Genomic DNA, 4,340 nt, shown 5'->3' with positions numbered 1-4,340 from the left:
GGGCGCGCCCCCCGCCCGTGCGGAGGCCGGGACCGCGTCGCCCATGCCGCCGTGCCGCTTCCCCCGCCTCGTCCTTGCCGGTGCCGCGGCCCACCGCGACCGGCCGGTCGTTTCGGGGCACGACCGGCCCCCGGGTGGCGGTCGGGCGGGAGCCGGGCGTGGGCCGCGCTCCGCGGGAGATCCGCAAGCGTGGCGGCGGCCTCGTCGGACAGGCGGAAAAGCCCCTGGTCCGGAACACGGATCGAGACGAACCGGTGTTCCGGACCAGGGGCTGACCCGGCAGGGTCAGACCGAAGCCGACTGCTTCTCGGGCAGCGGTGTCTCGGCCGTACGGCTCACGGGCGCGACGGCCTGCTCCCTGCGGCGGATCCAGCGCTCGCCCAGACGCATCAGGGGACGCTCGAAGAAGTAGAAGCTCACGGTCGCGATGGCGATCGAGCCGGCCACGACCACGGCCAGCAACTCCCAGAAGCCGGCCTTGTCGATCAGGGCGTTGGCGAACTGCGGGGGAGCGCCGAAGACGCTGCCGTCCTGCCACCACAGGTACATCACCACGAAGTGCCAGAGGTAGATGCCGTAGGAGATGCGTCCGAGGAACCGTGTCGGACGGTTGCTCAGCACGGTGTCCATCAGCGGGGAGCTGGCCTTCGGCGCGACCAGCGGGACCATGAGGAAGAACGCGAAGGCGACGAAGGCGACGTGCTGGACCATGGCGAACTGCGGGGTCCCGTAGTCCCAGGTGCCCGGCTCACCCAGAGGCGCCGCGCAGACCACGAGGTAGGAGGCCAGAGCGCCGACCCAGAACAGGTTGGGCCGCTTCCTGGCCGCACGGTAGACCGCGGGCATCGCGTTCGGCTCGCTCTCGGCGCGCACCGACAGGATCGCCAGCCCCATGCCGATGGCGAACAGGCCGAAACGGCTGAACGGCCACCAGTACTCGGGCGGCCAGGGCCCCAGGTGCTCCATGTGCATGTACCCGGCGAAGGCCCAGCCGCCCACCACCATGACGCCGAGCGGGATCATCATCCGGCGCACCTTCCGCGCCGGATCGCTGACCCGGCCGGCCAGCCGGTGCATCAGCAGCGCGAGCAGCGGCAGAACGAGGTACATCTGGGCCTCGGTCGGGATGGTCCACGTCGGATCCATGCCCGCGTACCACATGTAGTCGTAGTTCTGCAGGAGCACGATCGGACGCAGCACGTACCAGACCGAGTCGATGCTGCTGAAGTTGAGCAGGAGCAGACAGAAGGCCGTCAGCAGCCAGTAGCCCGGCAGGAGGCGCAGTCCGCGCCGCAGGAAGAACTTCCCCAGGGTCGGCCGCGGGGTGCCGATGAGGGTCATGCGGGCGAAAGGTTTGTAGAGCAGCATGCCGGAGAGGATGAAGAAGGGCCCCAGGCCCACCTCCAGACCCACCGCAAGGATGGACCAGATCCCCTTCTGAGGCGGTCCGGATTCGGAGCCGAGGACCACTCCGGTGCTGAATGCGACGTGGACGATGACAACGATCATCGCGCAGAGCCCGCGGACCCCGTCGAGGTTGGCGATGCGCTTCTTGTCGCGGGTCCCGGGAGTGCGCCCGGTTCCGAGTGCCGTCATAGCGGCTACCTCCTGTTCGTTCGGCCGCCCCAGCTTCGGTGCGGCGGCCGCCCGGACGCATCTCCTCGTGTGCGGTTTTTGATGGGGCGTCACCTGCCGGTGAGAGCCGTCCTACAGCCGCGGGACGGTCCGGCTCACCCGGTGGAACAGCGAGGCCCGGGTTCTTCCGTCACCCAGATCGCTGAGGACCATGCTCACGTCGACTCCCGAGACGTGATCCGCGTAGGTGAGCGTCTCCGGCTCCTCCACGGCGAGGAAGGTGCACATCGTGGGATGTCCGACTCCCGCGTCCGTCACCGTGGTGTACTCCAGCCGCCCTCCGGCCCAGGGCTCGATGGTCACGCTGGACAGGGGGACCGCCGAGCCGGCGGGGGCCCAGAATCTGACGAACTGCTCGGGCTCGATGAATGCCCTGAAGACCAGTTCCCGCGGGGCGGCGAAGACACGTGTGAGCGTGGGTTCGCCGAAGCCCTGTGAGTACGGGCCCTCGGTGAGGGTGGCCGCAAACGTGTCGGTGGTCGCGGACTGCGCCACTGAGTCTCCCTGAGTTTCTGTGGGGGTGGGCGTCCGGCCCAGCCTTCCAAGGCGCGACCGCGTATGCATCTTCCATCGTGCGCAGTTCGGTCGACGGCCGGCACCCGCACCGGGGTGACGCCCCGAAGGACGGGGAGGGCGTCCGCGTCACCACCGGCAGGTACGGCCCAGGAGGCCTGGGCGGGTGTCCCCTCCGCTCCGGTCGCGGCAGGGGACGCGTACGCCGTCGCGCACGACGGTGCGCTCGGACCAGGTCATACGGCTCCCTCGAGGGTGCTTCGGGTGCGGCGCGTCCGCGGTGGCCGACGGTAGGCGGCGAGGAAGGTACGGACGCCGGCGGTGGCGTAGTGGTCGAGTTCGGCCTCGGTGTGCTGGGGGCCGCCGTGGAACATGGCCTTGTTCACGGGGGTCCACAGCAGCAGGCCGGAGAAGTGGTTGGCGGCCAGGAGCGGTTCCTCGCACCGGAGCAGTCCGTGGTCGGCGAGGCGCTGGAAGGTGGCCGCCAGGGTGGCCAGGACCCGTTCGAAGCCCTGCTCGTACCAGCTGGCGCCCAGTTCGGGGAAGGCGTCCGCGTTCGCGATGACCAGGCGTCGCAGCTGGAGGACCTGGGGCTGTGTGAGTGCGGCCAGGAACTGACGGGCGAGATGGGTCAGGTTCTTTTCCAGGGTGTCGGCGTCGGCCGGGATGTGGGCCACCAGGTCGATCATGCCGTCGATCCGGTCGGTGGTGGCCAGGACGATCTCGGCGAACAGTTTCTCCTTGTCGGAGAAGTGCTTGTAGACGGTCTGTTTGGACACCGCGGCCAGCTTCGCGATGTCGTCCATGCTGGTACCGGAGTAGCCCTTGCTCATGAACGCGCTGGTCGCGGCCTCCATGATCGCCTGACGCTTGAGTGCCGACCGGCCGAGCTCGCTTGCTTCCATGCCACCTCCCAAATCAAGTACTGGACAGTCCAGTTCCCACTTGGGTACTGTACCGTCCAGTTCTACGCAGTACCACACCGTCCAGTTCCAGAACTGGCTTTCTCCGTCGAGGAGACATCACATGACTCAGACGATCAGTCCCCCCACCACCGTGTCCGACCCGGCCCGGCCGGCAACGCGGACCCTGCTGGCCGTCGCCACCGCGGCGGGCCCGCTGTTCCTGGGTGCGGGCCTGTTACAGGGCCTCACCCGGGACGGCTTCGACTTCACCCGTAACGCCCTCAGCCAGCTGAGCCTCGGTGACCTCGGATGGATCCAGATCACCTCCTTCCTGCTCACGGGCGCCCTGGTCATCGCCGGCGCGGTCGGGATGCGCCAGGCACTGCGCGACGCGCCCGGCGGCACCTGGGCACCGCGATTGGTCGGCGTGTTCGGCGTCTCGTTCCTGTTCGCCGGCGCCTTCACCGCCGACCCGGCTGCCGGGTTCCCCGCCGGCACCCCCGAGGACCACGTCGCCTCCCTGAGCGCGCACGGCGCCGTCCACATGTTCAGCGGCATGGTGGGCTACCTGGCGCTGTGCGCCGCGTTCTTCGTGCTGGCCCGCCACTTCGCCGCCCAGAACCGACGCGGGTGGGCCGTGGCCTCCCGCATCGTGCCGGTGGGAGTCCTCGCGGGGTTCGCCGCCTCGGCCAGCGCCGTCCTGGCGTTCACCGCCGGAGCCGGGCTCGGACTTCTCTGGCTCACCGCGGTCATCGCCCGGCTGAGGACCACGGCGCCCCCGGCGCAGCGGTAGCCACTCCATCCACAAACCGAGATCACCAAATCCGAACGGACGGGATTCAGCATCATGGCCAGAACAATGAAGGACCCCGCCAGCTACTTCCCCGCGATCGAGGAGAAGTACGGCCGCCCGGTCGCCGAGTGGAAGGACCTGATCCGCTCCTCACCGCTGACCAAGCACATGGAGCTGGTCTCCTGGCTCAAGACCGAGCACGGCTTCGGGCACGGTCACGCCTACGCGCTCGTCGCGCACACCCTCGCCGAGGACAGCGGAAGGTGAACCGCACCCGACCCCGAACAGGGGGGAACCGTGGTCTCTCGCGTGATCGATCGCGGGAGGCCACGGTTTTGTCCGGTCCCCGGCCGGCCGGGGACCGGGCACGGCAACCGACAGCCCGGGGGCCGGCCGCCGGCCCGCATCGAGGCGGAAGGTGCCGTACGGGTCGATGCTCGATTCCTCGGGTCCGATGCGATGCGCACGCGGTGCCCCGGCCCCACCAAGCGCTG

The 4,340-nt window shown here is 69.4% G+C and carries 5 protein-coding genes; 2 read left to right on the top strand and 3 right to left on the bottom strand.

Features of this window, described 5'->3' with window-relative positions; genetic code table 11:
- Nucleotides 1-285: 285 nt before the first annotated feature.
- From B7767_RS27155 to B7767_RS27145, 3 genes are all read right to left on the bottom strand, one after another.
- Complete coding sequence (locus B7767_RS27155; RefSeq protein ID WP_085574483.1) at nucleotides 286-1,596, bottom strand: acyltransferase; 1,311 nt, start codon at nucleotides 1,594-1,596, stop codon at nucleotides 286-288.
- A gap of 111 nt (nucleotides 1,597-1,707) precedes the next feature.
- Nucleotides 1,708-2,130, bottom strand: coding sequence for an SRPBCC domain-containing protein (locus B7767_RS27150; protein ID WP_179167299.1), 423 nt, complete (start codon nucleotides 2,128-2,130; stop codon nucleotides 1,708-1,710).
- Between the two features lie 254 nt (nucleotides 2,131-2,384).
- Entirely contained in the window at nucleotides 2,385-3,053 is a 669-nt protein-coding gene (locus B7767_RS27145) for a TetR/AcrR family transcriptional regulator (protein WP_085574481.1), read from the bottom strand.
- 121 nt (nucleotides 3,054-3,174) lie between these two features.
- Between B7767_RS27145 and B7767_RS27140 the strand changes: the two genes are divergently transcribed.
- Complete coding sequence (locus tag B7767_RS27140; RefSeq protein ID WP_085574480.1) at nucleotides 3,175-3,846, top strand: DUF998 domain-containing protein; 672 nt, start codon at nucleotides 3,175-3,177, stop codon at nucleotides 3,844-3,846.
- Nucleotides 3,847-3,900: 54 nt separating this feature from the next.
- A complete protein-coding gene (locus tag B7767_RS27135) occupies nucleotides 3,901-4,113 on the top strand; it encodes a DUF4287 domain-containing protein (RefSeq protein ID WP_085574479.1) in 213 nt (70 codons plus the stop codon).
- The last annotated feature ends 227 nt before the right edge of the window (nucleotides 4,114-4,340 follow it).

Source organism: Streptomyces sp. 13-12-16 (assembly GCF_002114215.1).
In the GTDB taxonomy this organism is placed as follows: domain Bacteria; phylum Actinomycetota; class Actinomycetes; order Streptomycetales; family Streptomycetaceae; genus Streptomyces.
Note: the sequence above shows the minus strand (reverse complement) of the source record. Positions and strands in the feature narration are given on the sequence as shown.

Excerpts from the sequence above, each read along its gene's own strand:
- B7767_RS27135 (WP_085574479.1), top strand. The coding sequence starts at position 3,901 with ATGGCCAGAACAATGAAGGACCCCGCCAGCTACTTCCCCGCGATCGAG.
- B7767_RS27145 (WP_085574481.1), bottom strand. The coding sequence starts at position 3,053 with ATGGAAGCAAGCGAGCTCGGCCGGTCGGCACTCAAGCGTCAGGCGATC.
- B7767_RS27140 (WP_085574480.1), top strand. The coding sequence starts at position 3,175 with ATGACTCAGACGATCAGTCCCCCCACCACCGTGTCCGACCCGGCCCGG.
- B7767_RS27155 (WP_085574483.1), bottom strand. The coding sequence starts at position 1,596 with ATGACGGCACTCGGAACCGGGCGCACTCCCGGGACCCGCGACAAGAAG.